The sequence below is a fragment of the Brevundimonas sp. genome (genome assembly GCF_044336875.1).
GTDB lineage: Bacteria > Pseudomonadota > Alphaproteobacteria > Caulobacterales > Caulobacteraceae > Brevundimonas.
This window is the reverse complement of the sequence record NZ_JBIIOP010000003.1, coordinates 127,372-144,121: the sequence shown is the minus strand read 5'-3', so window position 1 is coordinate 144,121 and position 16,750 is coordinate 127,372. Positions and strand designations below refer to the sequence as shown.

At 67.6% G+C, this 16,750-nt stretch carries 20 protein-coding genes; 4 read left to right on the top strand and 16 right to left on the bottom strand.

Translation table 11 applies throughout. The annotated features are described in order from the left end of the window. Positions 1–24 precede the first annotated feature (24 nt). From thiL to ACIQ1T_RS05840, 12 genes are all read right to left on the bottom strand, one after another. The gene (gene thiL / locus ACIQ1T_RS05895) at positions 25–1,014 is read right to left on the bottom strand and encodes a thiamine-phosphate kinase (RefSeq protein WP_395943602.1); all 990 of its coding nucleotides are present in this window, start codon (positions 1,012–1,014) and stop codon (positions 25–27) included. Next, complete coding sequence (gene nusB / locus ACIQ1T_RS05890) at positions 1,014–1,538, bottom strand: transcription antitermination factor NusB (protein ID WP_395943601.1); 525 nt, start codon at positions 1,536–1,538, stop codon at positions 1,014–1,016. The genes thiL and nusB overlap by 1 nt, the downstream gene beginning before the upstream one ends. Continuing rightward, a complete protein-coding gene (ribH, locus tag ACIQ1T_RS05885) occupies positions 1,535–1,996 on the bottom strand; it encodes a 6,7-dimethyl-8-ribityllumazine synthase (RefSeq protein ID WP_395943600.1) in 462 nt (153 codons plus the stop codon). The genes nusB and ribH overlap by 4 nt, the downstream gene beginning before the upstream one ends. Next, positions 1,993–3,129, bottom strand: a complete 1,137-nt coding sequence (gene ribB / locus ACIQ1T_RS05880) for a 3,4-dihydroxy-2-butanone-4-phosphate synthase (RefSeq protein ID WP_395943599.1) — start codon at positions 3,127–3,129, stop codon at positions 1,993–1,995. Before ribB ends, ribH begins: the two co-directional genes overlap by 4 nt. Next, complete coding sequence (locus tag ACIQ1T_RS05875) at positions 3,126–3,716, bottom strand: riboflavin synthase (protein WP_395943598.1); 591 nt, start codon at positions 3,714–3,716, stop codon at positions 3,126–3,128. Before ACIQ1T_RS05875 ends, ribB begins: the two co-directional genes overlap by 4 nt. Positions 3,717–3,803: 87 nt before the next feature. After that, positions 3,804–4,424, bottom strand: a complete 621-nt coding sequence (locus ACIQ1T_RS05870; RefSeq protein ID WP_395943597.1) for a RibD family protein — start codon at positions 4,422–4,424, stop codon at positions 3,804–3,806. Further along, complete coding sequence (gene nrdR / locus ACIQ1T_RS05865; protein WP_395943596.1) at positions 4,424–4,891, bottom strand: transcriptional regulator NrdR; 468 nt, start codon at positions 4,889–4,891, stop codon at positions 4,424–4,426. Before nrdR ends, ACIQ1T_RS05870 begins: the two co-directional genes overlap by 1 nt. Before the next feature lie 5 nt (positions 4,892–4,896). Beyond that, positions 4,897–6,180 carry a serine hydroxymethyltransferase gene (gene glyA / locus ACIQ1T_RS05860; RefSeq protein WP_395943595.1) on the bottom strand — a complete coding sequence of 428 codons (1,284 nt, stop codon included), beginning with the start codon at positions 6,178–6,180 and terminating at the stop codon, positions 4,897–4,899. A gap of 69 nt (positions 6,181–6,249) precedes the next feature. Next, entirely contained in the window at positions 6,250–6,426 is a 177-nt protein-coding gene (locus ACIQ1T_RS05855; RefSeq protein WP_395943594.1) for a DUF6898 family protein, read from the bottom strand. 68 nt (positions 6,427–6,494) lie between these two features. Then, complete coding sequence (gene hemA / locus ACIQ1T_RS05850) at positions 6,495–7,721, bottom strand: 5-aminolevulinate synthase (RefSeq protein ID WP_395943593.1); 1,227 nt, start codon at positions 7,719–7,721, stop codon at positions 6,495–6,497. A 115-nt stretch (positions 7,722–7,836) separates the two neighbouring features. Further along, positions 7,837–9,021, bottom strand: a complete 1,185-nt coding sequence (locus tag ACIQ1T_RS05845) for a sialidase family protein (RefSeq protein ID WP_395943592.1) — start codon at positions 9,019–9,021, stop codon at positions 7,837–7,839. Next, positions 9,021–9,827 carry a class I SAM-dependent methyltransferase gene (locus ACIQ1T_RS05840; protein WP_395943591.1) on the bottom strand — a complete coding sequence of 269 codons (807 nt, stop codon included), beginning with the start codon at positions 9,825–9,827 and terminating at the stop codon, positions 9,021–9,023. The genes ACIQ1T_RS05845 and ACIQ1T_RS05840 overlap by 1 nt, the downstream gene beginning before the upstream one ends. Before the next feature lie 148 nt (positions 9,828–9,975). On the opposite strand from ACIQ1T_RS05840, the gene hemB reads away from it, so the two are divergent. From hemB to ACIQ1T_RS05820, 4 genes are read left to right on the top strand one after another with little or no spacing between them, the layout of a single operon-like run. Next, positions 9,976–10,974, top strand: a complete 999-nt coding sequence (hemB, locus tag ACIQ1T_RS05835; protein WP_395943590.1) for a porphobilinogen synthase — start codon at positions 9,976–9,978, stop codon at positions 10,972–10,974. Continuing rightward, entirely contained in the window at positions 10,974–11,543 is a 570-nt protein-coding gene (locus ACIQ1T_RS05830; protein ID WP_395943589.1) for a GNAT family N-acetyltransferase, read from the top strand. The genes hemB and ACIQ1T_RS05830 overlap by 1 nt, the downstream gene beginning before the upstream one ends. 15 nt (positions 11,544–11,558) lie before the next feature. Next, positions 11,559–11,924 (top strand): hypothetical protein, encoded by a 366-nt coding sequence (locus ACIQ1T_RS05825; protein WP_395943588.1) that lies wholly within the window; start codon positions 11,559–11,561, stop codon positions 11,922–11,924. Between the two features lie 52 nt (positions 11,925–11,976). Further along, the gene (locus ACIQ1T_RS05820; RefSeq protein WP_395943587.1) at positions 11,977–13,374 is read left to right on the top strand and encodes a hypothetical protein; all 1,398 of its coding nucleotides are present in this window, start codon (positions 11,977–11,979) and stop codon (positions 13,372–13,374) included. A gap of 6 nt (positions 13,375–13,380) precedes the next feature. Here the strand turns inward: ACIQ1T_RS05820 and ACIQ1T_RS05815 are convergent, their stop codons facing one another. The 4 genes from ACIQ1T_RS05815 to tpiA all read right to left on the bottom strand — a co-directional run bounded on the left by ACIQ1T_RS05815 (position 13,381) and on the right by tpiA (position 16,672). Continuing rightward, positions 13,381–13,566, bottom strand: a complete 186-nt coding sequence (locus ACIQ1T_RS05815; RefSeq protein ID WP_395943586.1) for a hypothetical protein — start codon at positions 13,564–13,566, stop codon at positions 13,381–13,383. Between the two features lie 72 nt (positions 13,567–13,638). Then, on the bottom strand, positions 13,639–15,291 hold the full coding sequence (locus ACIQ1T_RS05810) for a CTP synthase (RefSeq protein ID WP_395943585.1): 1,653 nt from the start codon (positions 15,289–15,291) through the stop codon (positions 13,639–13,641). 124 nt (positions 15,292–15,415) lie between these two features. After that, positions 15,416–15,835 carry a preprotein translocase subunit SecG gene (gene secG, locus ACIQ1T_RS05805; protein ID WP_395943584.1) on the bottom strand — a complete coding sequence of 140 codons (420 nt, stop codon included), beginning with the start codon at positions 15,833–15,835 and terminating at the stop codon, positions 15,416–15,418. Between the two features lie 87 nt (positions 15,836–15,922). Next, positions 15,923–16,672 carry a triose-phosphate isomerase gene (gene tpiA / locus ACIQ1T_RS05800; RefSeq protein WP_395943583.1) on the bottom strand — a complete coding sequence of 250 codons (750 nt, stop codon included), beginning with the start codon at positions 16,670–16,672 and terminating at the stop codon, positions 15,923–15,925. Positions 16,673–16,750 lie beyond the last annotated feature (78 nt).

The following is a 16,750-nucleotide window of genomic DNA, read 5'->3' as shown; positions in this document are numbered from 1 at the left end:
TCCGGTTAGGATTCCCTTGCCGCATCAGCCGTGGGTCCATCCGCCCTTGGACAGGGCGACCAGTTCGCCGCCGTAGGTCGCCCGAAGGCCAAACCCCGGCGTGACCTCGCCCACACGGGTCAGGCGCAGCAGGCGGCGTTCGGCCTCGCGTCGCAGGGGCTCCTCGTGGCGCGGATGGGCGGTGAAGACGATCTGATAGTCGTCGCCTCCGGTGGCCAGATCCGCCAGCGCCGCCTGGGGATCGACCCGCCCCTCGAACCAGGCCTGGGCGGCCAGGGACAGGGGCAGGACGGCCAGGTTCAGATCGACCCCGACGCCGCTGGCCTTGGCCACATGGGCCAGGTCCGCGACCAGGCCGTCGGAGACGTCGGCCGCCGCCGTCGCCAGGGTCCGCACCGTATCTGCAAAATCGAGCCGAGGCATGGGCGAGCGATAATGGTCGACCAGAAAATCGATCCGTTCGGCGTCGAGCGACAGTTCGCCCCGGGCCGCCTTCAGGCCCAGAAAGCCGTCGCCTATGGTTCCGGTGACGAAGACCAGATCGCCGGGCTGGGCGCCGGCGCGCGACACGGCGGAACCGGCGGGAACCCAGCCCAAGGCGGTCAGGGAGAAGGAGGCCGGCCCCGGCGTCTTCACCGTGTCGCCGCCCAGCAGGAAGACGTTGAACAGCCGCTGGTCCTCGGCCAGGCCCGCCGCGAAGGCCTCGCGCTCGGGCCAGCCGCAACGGTCTGACCAATGGCAGGCCAGCAGATAGCCGAAGGGCTCTGCGCCCTTGGCCGCCAGGTCGGACAGGTTCACCCGCAGCAGCTTCTTGGCCACCGTCTCCAGCGGATCGTCAGGCAGGAAATGGACGCCCTCGACGATGGCGTCCTTGGTCAGGACCAGGTCATAGCCGGGCCGCGACGGCAGCACGGCCACGTCGTCCTGCAGCCCCCTGCCCCATTCGGGATGGGCCAGGGGCCGCAACAGCCTCTCGATCGTCTCGAACTCGCCCGCGACGTCGAGCGCCGGCATTATTTGCGCGTGTCTCTGGAGACGCCGTCCAGGGCCGCGTTGACGAAACGGGCCTCGGCGTCGTCGAAGAAGGCCTTGGCCAGCTCGACATATTCATCGATCACGACCTCGCGCGGCGTCTCCGGGTGCTTGATCAGCTCCCAGGCGCCCGAGCGCAGCAGGGCGCGCAGGGTGGCGTCGATCCGCTCCAGCTTCCAGTTGGAGGCGAGGCGGGCCTTGATGGCGGCGTCGATGTCACGCTGGCTCTCGATCACGCCGCGCACGATGTCGGCGAAATAGGATTCGTCGGCCTCGGCCAGGGCCTCGCCCTCGATGTCGGAATCGAAGCGGAAGTTCGAGAATTCGGTGATCACCGTCTCCACGCCCTCGCCCGCCAGCTCCATCTGGTACAGGGCCTGGACGGCGGCGAGGCGCGATACGGTGCGGGCGCGGCGCTGCTTCGAGCTCAGATTCGGCTCGGCGCGCTGCTTTTCGGCCTCGGCCAGTTGTTCGAGGACGGCTTTTACGCTGTTCGGTTCGGTCATGCGCCGACGCCTACGCGCAATCGCTTCTTCAAGGCAATGAGGTCGAGGCAGGCTTTCGCCGCTCCGCCGCCCTTATCCCCTTCCGAAAGCCGCGCCCGATACCAGGCCTGATCCTCGTCCTCGGTCGTCAGTATGCCGTTGCCGATGGCCAGACCCTTGACGCCCAGGGCCATGATGCCTGCCGCCGACTGGTCGGAGACGATCTCGAAATGATAGGTTTCGCCGCGGATGACCGTGCCCAGGGCGACATAGCCGTCGTAGCGGGGCGCGGTCGGAAAACGGCCGGCCTCCTCGGCCATGGCGATGGCCGGGGGCACCTCCAGGGCGCCGGGCACGGTGATGACGTCGAAGTCGGCGCCGCGCGCCTTCAACGTCTCCTTGGCGCCTTCCAGCAGGGCGTCGGCCAGATCGTCGTAGAAACGGGCCTCGACAATCAGAATACGGGGTGCGTCGTTCACGCCTTGTCTTCTCCATCCATGTCGCGCCAGCCGACGATACGCAGGCCGTAGCCGTCAAGCGCCGTCGGTTCCGGTCGCGTCGAACTCATCACGATCATGTCCTTGACGCCCAGGTCCAGCAGGATCTGCGCCCCCACGCCATAGGCGCGCAGCGACCGGTCCGCCGCCGCAGGACGATCCACGCCCGCCAGCCGCTCGGCCAGCGAGTTCAGCGATGGGTCGCGCAGGAAGACGACCACGCCCGGGCCGTCGTGTTCGGTGATCTGTTTCAGGGCGTTGGGCACATAGTCCTGGCGCGCCTCGACATGGCCCAGCAGGTCGCAGGCGAAGTCCACCTGGTGCATCCGCACCAGGGTCGGCTTGTTCGGGTCGATCTTACCGTGGACCAGGGCGACGTGCTCCGCCCCCTCTATGGTGTTCCTGTACAGCATCAGCCGGAACGGCCCGCCGTGAACGCTCTCGAACGGCGTATCCATGATCCGCTCGACGAACCGCTCGGTGCGGCGGCGATAGGCGATCAGGTCGGCGATGGTGCCGATCTTCAGGCCGTGCAACTGGGCGAAGGCGACCAGATCGGGCATCCGCGCCATCTCGCCGTCGTCCTTGATGATCTCGCAGATCACCCCGGCCGGGGTCAGGCCCGCCATGCGGCTGATGTCCACCGCCGCCTCGGTATGGCCGGCGCGGACCAGAACGCCGCCGTCGCGCGCCACCAGGGGGAAGATGTGGCCCGGCGAGACGATGTCGTCCATGCCCTTCGACGCGTCGGTCGCCACATGGATGGTGCGCGAACGGTCGGCGGCGGAAATGCCGGTGGTCACGCCTTCCTTCGCCTCGATCGAGACGGTGAAGGCGGTCTTCATGCTCTCGCGGTTGTCGGCGGCCATCGGCGGCAGGCGCAGCTGATGGGCGCGCTCGGCGGTCATGGCCAGACAGACCAGGCCGCGCGCCTGGCGGATCATGAAATTGATCTGGTCGGGGGTGGCGAACTGGGCGGGAATGATGATGTCCCCCTCGTTCTCGCGGTCCTCGGCGTCGACCAGGATGTAAGGACGGCCGTTGCGGGCGTCCTCCAGAATGTCCTCGATCGAACTGATCGGGCTGTCATAGATTTTCGGCGCGGCTTGCATCATGCGGTCTCCTGCCACCGCGCGAGGTAACGCGCCAGCATGTCGATCTCCAGATTGACCGGGTCGCCGGCCTTCAGGCGACCAAGCGTCGTCACGTCCCAGGTGTGGGGGATGATGTTCAGCGAGAAGACGCGGCCCTCAACGCTGTTCACCGTCAGGGACACCCCGTCCACGGTGATCGAGCCCTTTGCGGCGATATAGCGATGCAGTGGCGCCGGCGCCTCGACCTCGACACGATGCGATCCGCCTTCGGGCGTGATCGAGACGATCCGGCCCAGGCCGTCGACATGGCCCGAGACCACATGGCCGCCCATCTCGTCGCCGAGTTTCGCCGCCCGTTCCAGATTGACCCCGTCGCCGGCCTTCCAGGCGCCCAGGGTGGTCTTGGACAGGGTCTCGTTCGACACCTCGACGGCGAACCAGTTGTCCCCCTTTTCCGTCACAGTCAGGCAGCAGCCCGCGTGGCTGATGGAGGCGCCCAGATCTATCCCGCTGACATCCCAGGTGGTTTCGATCTCGTAGCGGCGGTCACGGTCGGTCTCGCGGACCTCTCTAACGCGGCCGATGTCGGTGACGATGCCGGTGAACATTTGGGCGCTGGCCCCTTCCGGACCCGAAAAACACAGTCTGAATAGTCTGAATAGTCTGAAACGTCTGAAATCGACGAAGGCGGGGCGTCAGGCGCGCGCGTAGCGTTCCCACAGGTCGTCTCCGACGGGCTCGACGCCCAGGCGACGGAACTTGGGGGCGTCGGCCAGGTTTGCAAGCGCCAGCGTCGCAATACAGGGCCTGCCCTCTCCGCCCAGCAGGATCGGAGCGCGGAACCATTCCAGCGCGTCCACCGCACCGGACCGCAGGAAGGCGGCCGCCACCTGCCCTCCGCCCTCGATCAGGACCGAGCTCGCGCCGGCAGCCTTCAACGCCTTCAGCACGGCTGCGACGGCGGGGCGGCCGTCCTCGGCTTCGACCCGCTTCACCTCCGCGCAGCCGACGGGCCGGGGTTCGGACGCCGTCAGGATCAGGGTGTTGGGCCCGGCCAGTCTCGCCGTCGCGGGCGTGCGCAGACGGCTGTCCAGCACCACGCGCAGCGGCTGATCCACGGACCGACCCGGCAGGCGGGCGGTCAGTTCGGGGTCGTCGTGCAGCACGGTCTCGACCCCGACCAGGATGGCGTCATGGCCGGCCCGCAGCCGATGCCCTTCCAGACGCGCGGCCTCGCCGGTGATCCAGCGGCTTTCGCCCGTCGCGGTCGCGATGCGGCCGTCCAGCGAGGTCGCCAGTTTCAGGGTGACGCGCATCAGCCCTTGCCGGGCTCGTCCAGGCCTTCGTCGCCGAGGAATTTGGCGAAGTCGCCTGTGTGGCGGAAATCCTTGTAGACCGAGGCGTAGCGGACATAGGCCACCTCATCGACCGACTTCAGCGCCTTCATGATGAAGTCGCCGACGACGCTGGAGGCGATCTCGGTCTCGCCCAGACTTTCCAGCTGACGCACGATCCGGTTGACCAGTTGCTCGACCTGATCCGCCTGGACCGGACGTTTGCGCAGGGCCACGCCCAGCGACCGTTCCAACTTGTCGCGCTCGAACGGCGTGCGCCGCCCGTTGCGCTTCAGGATCACCAGCTCGCGCAACTGCACCCGCTCGAAGGTGGTGAAGCGCCCGTTGCAGTTGGGACAGGACCGACGGCGTCGGATGGCCGAGCCGTCGTCCGACGGCCGGCTGTCCTTAACCTGGGTGTCCTGATGACCGCAGAAGGGGCACTTCATTCAGATCATCCGTAGATGGGGAAGCGCGCGGTCAGTTCGCGCACCTGGGCGGCGACCGAGGCGACCACGGCCGGATCGGCCTCGTCCCCGCCGTTCATCGACGAGACGACGTCGGCGATCCAGTGACCGATCTGCTTGAACTCTTCCTCGCCGAAGCCGCGCGTCGTGCCGGCCGGCGTGCCCAGGCGGACGCCCGAGGTGACGGTGAAGGGCGCGGTGTCGAACGGCACGCCGTTCTTGTTGCAGGTCATCAGCGCCTTTTCGAGCTCGTGCTCGGTCGCCTTGCCGGTCACGCCCTTGGGCCGCAGATCGACCAGCATCAGGTGGCTGTCGGTGCCGCCCGAGACGATGGCCAGGCCGCGATCGACCAGAACGGCCGCCAGGGCCTGGGCGTTCTTGACCACCTGCTGGGCGTAGAGCTTGAACTCGGGCTTCAGCGCCTCGCCGAAGGCCACGGCCTTGCCGGCGATGACGTGTTCCAGCGGGCCGCCCTGCAGACCGGGGAAGACGGCCGAGTTGATCTTCTTGCCCAGGTCCACGTCGTTGGACAGAATCATGCCGCCGCGCGGACCGCGCAGGGTCTTGTGCGTCGTGGTGGTGACGACATGGGCGTGCGGGATCGGATCAGGATAGACGCCGCCGGCGACCAGGCCGGCGTAGTGGGCCATGTCGACCATCAGATAGGCGCCGACGCTGTCGGCGATCTCGCGGAACCGCTTGAAGTCGATGTGGCGGCTGTAGGCGCTGGCGCCGGCCAGGATCAGCTTGGGCTTCTCCTTCTGGGCCATTTCCGCGACGTGGTCGTAGTCGATCAGATGGGTGTCTTCGGTGACCTTGTAGGTCACGGGGCGGAACCACTTGCCCGACTGGTTGGCGGGCGAGCCGTGGGTCAGGTGACCGCCGGCGGCCAGATCCATGCCCAGGAAGGTGTCGCCCGGCTGCAGCAGGGTGAAGAAGACCGCCTGGTTGGCCTGGGCGCCCGAGTGGGGCTGGACGTTGGCGAAGGCGGCGCCGAACAGTTTTTTGGCCCGTTCGCGCGCCAGATCCTCGGTGATGTCGACGAATTCGCAGCCGCCGTAATAGCGGCGACCGGGGTAGCCCTCGGCGTATTTGTTCGTCAGGACAGAGCCTTGCGCGTCCAGCACCGCCTGGGAGACGATATTCTCGGAGGCGATCAGTTCGATCTGTTCGCGCTGACGGCCCAACTCGCCCTGAATGCCCTTGAAGACGTCGGGATCGGCGTCGGCCAGGGTCTTGGTGAAATAGGCGTCATGGGTGAAGGCGGTCACGTCGGAATCCCCGCAAATCAGAAGGCCGCCTATCTAGTCCGCAGCGGACGGAACCACAATATCTTGTGGTCAGCTCGCCCCCAAGGCCCGCTTCAGCTTGGCGATCGCCACACGCTCCACCGCCTTGGGTTCGTTGACGGGCCCCATGGCGCTGACCTCGCGGCCGGTGGCGACGTGGATGGCCGAACATTTGACGTAGGGTCCGTTGCGCACGAACTCGACGATAATCTCGTCCCTGGAATCCATTTCCTTCGCTCGATCAGGCGAATACCGGATTCGACCATGCCACAGTCGGGGCCGACAGCCCTAGCGGATCAGGCCGCGACGGGTCGACGCGCCACGTTGCAGTGGGAGAACAGCCTGTCCATCGCCTGGACCAGATGGTCCATCATCTCGTCCGTGTGGTTCGGCGAAGGCGTGAAGCGCAGACGCTCGGTCCCCTTGGGCACGGTCGGATAGTTGATCGGCTGAACATAGACGCCGTATTCGTCCAGCAGCATGTCCGAGATCATTTTGCAGTGGACCGGATCACCGACATGGACCGGGACGATGTGACTTTCGCTGTCCATCACCGGGATCCCGGCGGCGGCGAAGCGGGCCTTCAGGGTCGCGGCGCGTTCCTGATGCTTTTCACGCAGTTCCGGATGAGCCTTCAAATGCCGCACCGAGGCCAAAGCCCCCGCCGTCAAGGCGGGAGGAAGACTGGTGGTGAAGATGAAGCCCGAGGCCCAGCTGCGCACCGCGTCGACGATCAGGCTGTCGGCGGCGATATAGCCGCCCATGACGCCGACGGCCTTGCCCAGGGTGCATTCGATGATGTCGATCTGGTCCAGAACCCCGTCACGCTCGGCCACGCCGGCGCCGGTCTTGCCGTACAGGCCGACGGCATGGACCTCGTCCAGATAGGTCAGGGCGCCGTATTTCTTGGCCAGGGCGATGGTGCCGGCCAGGTCGGCGATGTCGCCGTCCATCGAATAGACGCTCTCGAAGGCGATCAGCTTGGGCGCGTCGGCGGGCGCGGCGGCCAGCAGGCTTTCCAGATGGGCCAGGTCATTGTGACGGAAGATGTGACGCTCGCCCCCGCCGTGGCGGATGCCGGCGATCATCGAGGCGTGGTTCAGGGCGTCGGAGAAGGTGATCAGGCCCGGCAGGATCTTCTGCAGGGTCGACAGGGTCGCCTCGTTGCCGACATAGCCCGAGGTGAACAGTAGGGCCGCCTCCTTGCCGTGCCAGTCGGCCAGTTCGGCCTCCAGGTCGACGGCCGAGCGGGTCGTGCCCGAGATGTTGCGCGTGCCGCCGGCGCCGGCGCCGACCGCGTCGATCGCGCCGTGCATGGCCTCCAGCACGGCCGGGTGCTGGCCCATGCCGAGGTAGTCGTTGGAGCACCAGATGACGACGTCCTGCTCGGACCCGTCCTCGCGGCGGCGCACGGCCTGGGGAAACTGGCCGCGGACGCGCTTCAGGTCGGCGAAGACGCGGTAGCGTCCCTCGCTGCGGACCTGTTCCACGGAGTTGTCGAAGGCGGCCTTATAGTCGAACAACGCAGTCGTTCTTTCGCTTATGGCGTGTCAGGCTCGCTATTTGCGCCCGGCGCCGGGCCTTGTCCATGCAGGGGGTGTGGACAAAACGACCCAAGCCTTTAATTGATAACGACTCTCAGTTTACCGTCAGGCTCGCGACAGGGATGCGGGTCACCTGTACGTCCTCCTTGTTCGTGGCGTATCCGACATAGAGCCAGCCGCCCCAGACGACGCTCTTCGGATAGTGGTAGCCGGGCCGCTTGTACTGCCCCTCGAACCGCAGAGGCTGCAGATCGCCCTGCCCGCGCAGCAGGAAACTGCGGTCGAAACGGCGGCCGTCGGGGGCGACCGTGACGGCCAGGGGCATGCGCGGCCGATCGCTGTTGGGCGCATTGACCAGATAGGCGGTTCCGTCCGGCAGATTGCCGGCGCTCTGTTTGGCGCGGGCGTCGGGCATGTCGGTCAGGACCGGCCTGGTCCAGCTGACGCCCCGGTCGCAGCTCTCGCTGGCCAGTTGGCGGAAGCTGAGCTCCTCGTCGCGGAAGACCATGACGGCGCAACCGTCTGCGCGGCGGAACAGGCTGGGTTCGATCTCGCGGCTGAGGCGGCGTTCATGGGCGGCGGCGGCCTGGCTCGTGTCGCGCGGCAGGTTCTCCATCCGGCCCTCGGTCCAGCCGGACCGGCCCAGCGGATCCTCGGTGAAGAAGGGTTTGGCGATCATGCCGGGCCGCAGATGGAAGCCGGTCATCAGCCGACCGTCGATCAGATGCGGATCCTGTTCGATCACCCCCTCGACCGGCCGGCCGTCCGCCCCCATGACCCGGCGCGGTTCGCTCCAGGTCTCGCCGTCGATGCTGGTGCGATACTCGGCATGGCCGCCGGCGCCGGACTGGAAGCCGTCGGGCCAGACGTTGACATAGGCGACCAGGGTTGCGCCGTCGGTCCGCCAGCCGCCGCTGGAGCGCATGGAACCGCCCTGCCCGGCCGGCTCCAGCACGCGCGGCGCGCTCCAGGTCTCGCCGTCGTCGCTGACAGCGTAGGCGACCCAGGTGTCGGGACTGTCCTCGTCGCGGGCCGAACTCTGCCACTGGGCGTAGAGCCGTCCCTTGAAGGGGATCAGGACCACGCCGTTGCTGAACCGGTCCGTCTCCGCCGTCGGGGCGAAGACGGTGAAGGTCTGGGTTCCCGACGCCGGCGACAGGCCGAGGTCGGGCCGCGCGGCGTCGAACAGGTCGGGTGCGACCGCGTAGGGCGGCGTCTGGCCAACTGCAGCGCCCGCCGTCGCCAGCAGGGCTGCGAGGGCCAGAGCGGTCGCCCGCATCAGCCCGGTTTGCGGAAGCGATAGACGAACTGGTCGGTCTTGCCGCGAATGGCCTCGTCGAAGACGTTCAGGCTGTGGTCGTCGGCCGGATTGGCGACGGCCGTGCTTTCGCCCTCGAAGACGAAGCCCGCCGCCTCGACCTCGCGCTTCAGATAGTCGCCCTCGATCCGGTGCAGGGTCTGAACCGCCGAGATCCCCGTCCCCGGCGCGGCCTGGTGGTCGATCAGGATGTAGCGGCCGCCGGGCTTCAGCGCCGCGAAGACGGCGGCGTTCATCTTCGCCACATCGGTATTGAAGCCGGGGATGTGGAAGTCGTGGTATTCCTGGCTCATGAAGATCATGTCCAGCGGCTCGGCATAGGTCATCGAGTCCAGCAGGCCGTTGACCCGCACGATGTTCGGATAGGCCGCGACCAGGGCGTCTGCGCGGGGGTTCTCGCGTTCCATCGTCCGGTTCGGCACGAAGGCGTAGACGCGACCGTTCGGCCCGACGACGTCGGAGAACAGGCGCGAGAAATAGCCGGCGCCGGGGCGGATATCGGCGACCTTGTCGCCCGGGGCGACCTGGGCGAAGGCCAGCATCTCGGCCGGATGACGCAGGGCGTCGCGCTCGACCTCGTCGGCCGGACGCTTGGAATCGGCGACCGCGTCGGCATAGAGACCGCCATAGGCCGGCCCCGTCGAGGCCATGCCGGCGTCGGCGGACACCACCGTGCGAGAGCCGCCGTCCGACGACACAATGATACAGCCGGACAGACCCGCCGCCAGAGCCAGAACCGCCGCGCCCGCCGTCAATCGCTTGATCATCACCGTCTCCCTGGATGTGTGGCGATAGGCCCGCATTTCGCCGATCCGCGCAAGCGGCGATCACGGCCGAAACGATCCGACGCATCACGCGATTTGCGCCCCGGCCCCGGCGGCGCTAGTCCGGCGACAGATTTCCAAAGGCCCCGCCATGCTTCCCTATCAGCCCGCCCCCTTCCCGCTCGCCCGTCCGCGCCGCCTGCGCAGCAGCCCCTGGGTGCGTCGCCTGGTCGCCGAGACGACCCTGACGCCGGCTGACCTGATCTGGCCGCTGATCGTCCACGACGGCGCCGAAGACCGCGAACCGGTCGGCTCCATGCCCGGCGTCTTCCGCCTGTCGCCCAAGGCGGCGGCGGCGGCGGCTGTCGAGGCCCGCGACCTGGGCATCCCGATGGTGGCCCTGTTCCCGAACGTGAAGACCGTGGCCAAGGACAATGTCGGCACCGGCGCGACCGATCCGGACGGCCTGATCCCCGACTGTATCCGCGCCATCAAGGACGCCGCGCCCGAGATCGGCGTCATGACCGATGTGGCCCTGGACTGTTACACCGACCATGGCCAGGACGGGGTGATGGAGGGCGACCGGATCGCCAATGACGACACCCTGGACCGTCTGGCCGAACAGGCCTTCATCCACGCCCACGCCGGCGCCGACGTGGTGGCGCCTTCGGACATGATGGACGGTCGTATCCAGGCGGTGCGCGAGGCGCTGGAGGCCAACGGCTTCAAGGACACCCTGATCCTGTCCTACGCCGCCAAATTCGCCTCGGCCTTCTATGGCCCCTATCGCGACGCCGTTGGTTCGTCGGCCGCGCTGAAGGGCGACAAGAAGACCTATCAGATGGACTACGCCAACTCGGACGAGGCCCTGAAGGAGGTCGCCATGGACCTGTCCGAAGGCGCCGATGCGGTGATGGTCAAGCCGGGCATGCCCTATCTCGACATCGTGCGGCGTGTGTCCGAGACCTTCCGCGTCCCGACCTTCGCCTATCAGGTGTCGGGCGAGTATTCGATGATGCAGGCCGCCATCGCCAACGGCTGGCTGGACCAGGACCGCGCCATTCTGGAGACTCTGCACGGCTTCAAGCGAGCCGGATGCGCGGGCGTCCTGACCTATTTCGCGCCCCAGGCCGCCCGGTTGCTGGGCTGATGGCGACCGGGGTCGCGATCCGCGAAGCGACGGCCGCCGACATGGCGGCGATCACGGCCATCTACGCCGAGAGCGTCGCCAACGGGCGCGGCACCTTCGAACTGGAGGCGCCGGACGAGATCGAGATGGCCGGACGGTTCGCTGCGGTCGAGGCCCTGGGCCTGCCGCGTCTGGTCGCCCAGATCGACGGCGCCGTGGTCGGCTACGCCTATGCCGGTCCGTTCCGGACGCGTCAGGCCTATCGCTACATGGTCGAGGACTCGATCTATGTCGCGCCCGCAGCGCGCGGACGCGGCGTGGCCGGCGCCCTGCTGGACGCACTGATCCTCCGTTGCGAGGCGATGGGGCTGCGCCAGATGGTGGCGGTGATCGGGGATTCCGAGAACACAGGCTCCATCGCCCTGCATCGGGCGCGCGGTTTCGCCGACGCCGGAATCTTCAAGGCGGCGGGCTGGAAGCACGACGACTGGCGCGACGTGGTCTTCATGCAGCTGGAGCTGGGCGCGGGCGGACAGACCCCGCCGGACGCGCCGGGCCTGCCCCTGATCGACAAGAAGCCGGCGCGTTGAGCCATTGCGGCGTCGATGGCCGCCCCCTATCCTGACGGCGTGAGGATCTTCTCGTCCCTTCTGCTGATGCTCGGCGCCCTGGCGGTGCTGACCCTGGGCGCCATCGGCGTCTCGGCGTCGCCGGCCATGGCCGAGGCCCCATGCCACGAGATGAGCCATTCGACGCCGGGCCAGACCCCGGATCAGGCGCCAAACTCCTCCGGCAAGGCGATGAAGGCCATGGCCTGCTGCGCCGCCTGCGTCGCCGCCCCGGCGGTCGATCCGGCCGGTCGTTTCGCACCGACGATTTCACCGGCCCGCCTCAGCGCGCCGCTGGTCGATCTGCCCGCCGGTCGCCGTCTGTCGCCCGAACCCGGACCACCCCGTCTCCTGATCGCCTGAACCCGTGCGCCGTTCTCGGCGCCTTCAGTCACGATCATTCAAGGAGGCCTTGATGGCTCCCCGTACCCTCGTCGGCGCCTGCGCCGGCGTCTCCCTGCTCGCCCTGGCCCAGGCCGCCGGCGCACAGGAACACTCCCACCACCACGCCCAACCGGCGCCGACCACGTCCCAGGCGACCGATCCGCACGCTGGTCACGACATGGGCGACATGACCATGCCGGAGAAGACCGAAGCGCCGTCGCCGGCCCACAACATGACCGATCACGCCGCCATGGGCCACGTCATGACCAGTCCCTATGGCGCCTGGCCCATGAGCCGCGACGCCTCGGGCACCAGCTGGCAGCCCGACGCGGGCGAACACGGCGGCGTCCACACCGTGAAGGGCGACTGGATGGTGATGACCCATGCCCTGCTGAACCTGACCTACAACACCCAGTCGGGTCCGCGCGGCGGCGACAAGACCTTCGCCTCCGGCATGCTGATGACTACGGCGCGGCGCGACTATGACGACGGCTCGGTCCTGAATCTGCGCGCCATGCTCAGCCCCGACCCGTTGATGGGCAAGTCCGGCTACCCCCTGCTGCTGGCGGCGGGCGAGACGGCGGACGGGATCAATCCCCTGATCGACCGCCAGCATCCGCACGACTTCTTCATGGAGCTGTCGGCCAGCTATTCGAAACGGCTGTCCGACAAGGACAGCGTCTATGCCTATATCGGCCTGCCCGGCGAGCCCGCCTTCGGCCCGCCGGCCTTCATGCACCGGATGAGCGCCATGGACAGCCCGGAGGCGCCGATCACCCACCACTGGCTGGACTCGACCCATATCGTCTTCGGCGTCACGACCCTGGGCTGGGCGCACGACCGGTTCAAGATCGAGACCTCGGCCTTCAAGGGACGCGAGCCGGACGAAGAGCGCTGGGGCATAGACTCGCCGAAACTGGACAGTTGGTCGGTCCGCGGTTCGTGGAATCCGACCGACGAATGGTCGCTTCAGGCCTCCTACGCCAAGTCCACCGGGCCTGAGCAGCTCGAACCGGACGAGGACGAGGCCAAATGGTCGGCCAGCGCCATCCATACGCGCCGCCTGGGCGACGCGGGCTGGTGGTCCTCGACCCTGGCCTGGGGCCGCAAGACCAATGATCATGACGAGTCCAAGGACGGCTGGCTGCTGGAATCGGCGGTTCACCCGAATGACCGCTGGACCGTCTTTGCGCGTGCCGAACGGATCGAGACCGACGAACTGGTCCCCGGCCTCGGCGGCGGACACGGCCCGCTCTACACCGTGGGAAAGGCCTCCTTGGGCGTGGTGCATGACTGGCGGCTGAGCGAGCATGTGCGCTTCGGCCTCGGCGGTCTCTATGCCGTCAATCGCGTGCCGAACGCGCTGGAGCCGATCTACGGCGGCGATCCGGACGGCGGCATGGTCTTCATCCGCCTGAAGATCGACTGATACGGCTCAGGCCTGCCCGGCTTCGACCGGGCGGGCCGGTTCGCCCTTGTGCCGCACGACCTCCCAGCCAAGCGCCGACACGCCCACGACCAGAGCCAGGCCGCCGGCGATCAGCACCAGGCGAAAATGCCGGTGAAGATGATAAAGCAACTCGCCGACCATCGACGACCCCTGCCCTTCGGATCGTATCATTTCGATCCGTTCCAGGCAGTTTACTGCAAAACACGGACCTGACAGAATCGCAGGTCCGTGAACGCGGTTTGATCAGACCAGACGGCTCTGCACCACGGCCGCACCGATGAAGCTGGCGAACAGGGGGTGCGGCGCGAAGGGCCGGCTCTTCAGTTCGGGGTGATACTGGACACCGATGAACCAGGGGTGGTCCGGGCGTTCGACCGTCTCGGGCAGGACGCCGTCGGGCGACAGACCGGCGAAGACCAGGCCGGCCTTCTGCTCGATCGCCTCGCGATAGTTGATGTTGACCTCGTAGCGGTGACGGTGACGCTCGCTTATGGCGGTCGAGCCGTAGATCTCGGCGATCTTGGACCCCGCCGTCAGGGTCGAGTCATAGGCGCCGAGGCGCATGGTGCCGCCCAGATCGCCGCCCTGCTGGCGCAGGACGCGCTGATTCCCTTGCGTCCATTCCGTCATCAGACCGACGACCGGCTCGGCGGTCGGACCGAACTCGGTGGACGAGGCCTTGGGATAGCCGGCCAGGTTACGGGCCGCTTCGATCACCGCCATCTGCATGCCGAAACAGATGCCGAAATAGGGAATATTGCGCTCGCGGGCGAACCGGGCCGCCTCGATCTTGCCTTCCGAGCCGCGCTCGCCGAAGCCGCCGGGCACCAGGACGGCGTGGGCGCCCTGCAGGCGCTCCTCGCAGGCCTCGGGATCGCCCTCGAAGGTGTCGGCCTCGACCCAGTCGATGTTGACCTTGACGTTGTTGGCCACGCCGCCGTGATGCAGGGCCTCGATCAGCGACTTATAGGCGTCCTTCAGGACCGTGTACTTGCCGACCACGGCGATGGTGACCTCGCCGTCCGGGTGCAGACGACGACGCGAGATTTCCTGCCAAAGGGACAGATCGGGCTCGGGCGCGTCGGTGACGCCGAAATGGGCCAGGACTTCGCTGTCCAGACCTTCGCGGTGATAGTCCAGCGGCACGGCGTAGATGTCGGCCGAGTCCATCGCCTGGATCACGCCGCTTTCGCGCACATTGCAGAACTGGCCGATCTTGCGCTTCTCCTCGGCCGGGATCGGCTGTTCGCAGCGGCACAGCAGGATGTCCGGCTGAATGCCGATGGAGCGAAGCTCCTTGACCGAGTGCTGGGTCGGCTTGGTCTTCATCTCGCCGGCGGTCTTGATGAAGGGCAGAAGGGTCAGGTGGACGAAGCAGCTCTGACCGCGCGGCAGGTCCTGACCCAGCTGCCGGATGGCCTCGAAGAAGGGCAGGCCCTCGATGTCGCCGACGGTGCCGCCGATCTCGACCAGGACGAAATCGACGTCCTCGCCCGCATCGGTCAGGGCCGGGGTCAGGCAGAAGGATTTGATCTGGTCGGTGACATGGGGAATGACCTGGACTGTCGCCCCCAGATAGTCGCCGCGACGCTCCTTCTCCAGGATGGTCGAATAGATCCGGCCCGTGGTGATGTTGTCGGACTTGGCGGCCGACACCCCGGTGAACCGCTCGTAGTGGCCCAGATCCAGGTCGGTCTCGGCGCCGTCGTCGGTCACGAAGACCTCGCCGTGCTGATACGGGCTCATCGTGCCCGGATCGACGTTCAGATAGGGGTCGAGCTTGCGCAGGCGGACCTTGTAGCCGCGCGCCTGCAGAAGAGCGCCGAGAGCGGCGGAGGCGAGGCCTTTTCCGAGCGAGGAAACCACGCCGCCGGTGATGAACACATAGCGAGCCATGGGCGGACACCTTACTGCATGATTCGCATACGGCGCATGGCCCGCAACGAATCGAACTGTTGATCAAAAGAAGAAAGCGCGCCCTGCGGCGCGCTTTCGGGAAGTCGGGTCGTTCGCCTGTCCCTTACGGGGCGGGCTGCTGGGGCTGAGCCGGCGTCGTCGAGGCCGACGGCAGGCTGGCTTCCAGGTCGTCCAGCGACGGGGCCGCCGGCTGGGCCGGAGCGGCCGGCTGTTGCTGGGCCGGTTGTTGTCGCTGGGTCTGCGGCGTGGTGGCCAGCGAACCCACGGCGTCGGCGTCGATCACCGAGACCGAGGCCCGGTCGATGTTGCCGACGACGGTCAGGACGATGGTCAGACCGAACAGCAGGGCGGCCAGGATCCAGGTCACCTTGGTCAGCAGGTTGCCGGCGCCGCGCGCCGTCATGAAGCCCGACGGCCCGCCGCCCATGCCGAGAGCGCCGCCCTCGGAACGCTGCAGCAGCACGACGCCCGTCAGGGAGACGGCGATCAGGATGATGGCGACGAGCAGGATGGTCTGGAGCATGGCGTCATTCATGTGGGCGCGGAGCTGCGCCAATCAAGCGGGGGCCTCTATCACCGAAGCCGCCGGGGGGCAAACATCCTGCGCCGCCTAGGCGGCGTTGACGATCTTCAGGAAGTCCTCGGCCTTCAGAGAGGCCCCTCCGACCAAAGCGCCGCCAACCTCGGCCGTCGCCAGAATTTCAGCCGCATTGTCCGGCTTGACCGAGCCGCCGTACAGAATCGGCGCGGGTCGAGCCGTCTCGCCCAGACGCTTGACCATGGCGGCGCGGACAGCGGCGTGAACCTCGGCGATCTGTTCCAGAGTCGGGGTCAGGCCGGTGCCGATGGCCCAGACCGGTTCATAGGCCACGGCGAAGTCGCGCTCCGACAGGCCGTCCGGCAGCGAACCCGCGACCTGGGCGCTGACCACGGCGACGGCTTCTCCGGCCTCACGCTGTTCCAGGGTCTCGCCGACGCAGATGATGGGCTCCAGCCCCGCAGCGATGGCCGCCTCCACCTTGGCGGCGATGTCGGCGTCGGTCTCGCCGTAGGCGGCGCGGCGCTCCGAATGGCCCAGAATCACCAGGGTCGCCCCGGCGTCGGCCAGCATCTCCGCCGAGACCGAGCCGGTGAAGGCGCCCGTCACCTTCTCATGGCAGTCCTGCCCGCCCAGTTCGACGCCGCCGCCCGACAGGGTTCGGCTCATGCGGTCGGTCAGGGTGGCGGGCGGGCACAGGGCGACGCGGCAGGCGGGTTGCGACGCGGCGACAGCGTCCTTCAGGGCCTGGGCTTCGGACAGGGCCGACGAAAGCCCATGCATTTTCCAGTTACCGGCGATCAACTTCACGGATTGTTTCATACGCCCTGTCTAGGGGGACGAAACCGCCAAGCCAAGAGCCATCGCCGCAATCTGGACATCATGCCGTCCTTGCAGGCC

Coding starts and splice junctions, on each gene's coding strand:
- nusB (WP_395943601.1), bottom strand. CDS start 1,538: ATGACCGAACCGAACAGCGTAAAAGCCGTCCTCGAACAACTGGCCGAG.
- ACIQ1T_RS05825 (WP_395943588.1), top strand. CDS start 11,559: ATGGCCGCCCCCTATCCTGACGGCGTGAGGATCTTCTCGTCCCTTCTG.
- ACIQ1T_RS05875 (WP_395943598.1), bottom strand. CDS start 3,716: ATGTTCACCGGCATCGTCACCGACATCGGCCGCGTTAGAGAGGTCCGC.
- tpiA (WP_395943583.1), bottom strand. CDS start 16,672: ATGAAACAATCCGTGAAGTTGATCGCCGGTAACTGGAAAATGCATGGG.
- ACIQ1T_RS05810 (WP_395943585.1), bottom strand. CDS start 15,291: ATGGCTCGCTATGTGTTCATCACCGGCGGCGTGGTTTCCTCGCTCGGA.
- ACIQ1T_RS05840 (WP_395943591.1), bottom strand. CDS start 9,827: ATGATCAAGCGATTGACGGCGGGCGCGGCGGTTCTGGCTCTGGCGGCG.
- ACIQ1T_RS05830 (WP_395943589.1), top strand. CDS start 10,974: ATGGCGACCGGGGTCGCGATCCGCGAAGCGACGGCCGCCGACATGGCG.
- ACIQ1T_RS05870 (WP_395943597.1), bottom strand. CDS start 4,424: ATGCGCGTCACCCTGAAACTGGCGACCTCGCTGGACGGCCGCATCGCG.
- ACIQ1T_RS05820 (WP_395943587.1), top strand. CDS start 11,977: ATGGCTCCCCGTACCCTCGTCGGCGCCTGCGCCGGCGTCTCCCTGCTC.
- ACIQ1T_RS05855 (WP_395943594.1), bottom strand. CDS start 6,426: ATGGATTCCAGGGACGAGATTATCGTCGAGTTCGTGCGCAACGGACCC.
- thiL (WP_395943602.1), bottom strand. CDS start 1,014: ATGCCGGCGCTCGACGTCGCGGGCGAGTTCGAGACGATCGAGAGGCTG.
- nrdR (WP_395943596.1), bottom strand. CDS start 4,891: ATGAAGTGCCCCTTCTGCGGTCATCAGGACACCCAGGTTAAGGACAGC.
- hemB (WP_395943590.1), top strand. CDS start 9,976: ATGCTTCCCTATCAGCCCGCCCCCTTCCCGCTCGCCCGTCCGCGCCGC.
- ACIQ1T_RS05845 (WP_395943592.1), bottom strand. CDS start 9,021: ATGCGGGCGACCGCTCTGGCCCTCGCAGCCCTGCTGGCGACGGCGGGC.
- ACIQ1T_RS05815 (WP_395943586.1), bottom strand. CDS start 13,566: ATGATACGATCCGAAGGGCAGGGGTCGTCGATGGTCGGCGAGTTGCTT.
- ribB (WP_395943599.1), bottom strand. CDS start 3,129: ATGATGCAAGCCGCGCCGAAAATCTATGACAGCCCGATCAGTTCGATC.
- secG (WP_395943584.1), bottom strand. CDS start 15,835: ATGCTCCAGACCATCCTGCTCGTCGCCATCATCCTGATCGCCGTCTCC.